Source organism: Bacteriovorax sp. DB6_IX, from assembly GCF_000447775.1.
Classification (GTDB): Bacteria; Bdellovibrionota; Bacteriovoracia; order Bacteriovoracales; family Bacteriovoracaceae; genus Halobacteriovorax_A.
Genome location: NZ_AUNJ01000269.1, coordinates 1 through 284, shown reverse-complemented (window position 1 = coordinate 284; position 284 = coordinate 1). Strand labels below are relative to the sequence as shown.

The following is a 284-nucleotide window of genomic DNA, read 5'->3' as shown; positions in this document are numbered from 1 at the left end:
TAAGAACTTAAAATTCTATAAAGGTGAATCGGGAGCAAAGGTTCTTGAGTTTGAGATGGTTACTGATCTCTACACTGTTAAGACTAAGCTTGGAATGAGTGTTATGGACTACTACGATCTACGTTTTGTAGGAGATGCAACTTTCCATTATAAAGATGGTCAAGTGAGAGAAGGGGTCATGAAGATTGAAGTTAATCGTGCTTCAGATGATGACTGGGATTTCTAAGCTAAGTATTTAAATTTACATATCTAAAGAAGAGGGACGTAAGTCCCTCTTTTTCTTT

At 36.3% G+C, this 284-nt stretch carries 1 protein-coding gene; it reads left to right on the top strand.

The annotated features are described in order from the left end of the window. Positions 1-226, top strand: a 226-nt coding sequence (locus tag M901_RS07895; RefSeq protein WP_034721306.1) for a hypothetical protein, incomplete at its 5' end; no start/stop codon positions are given. Between the last annotated feature and the right edge of the window lie 58 nt (positions 227-284).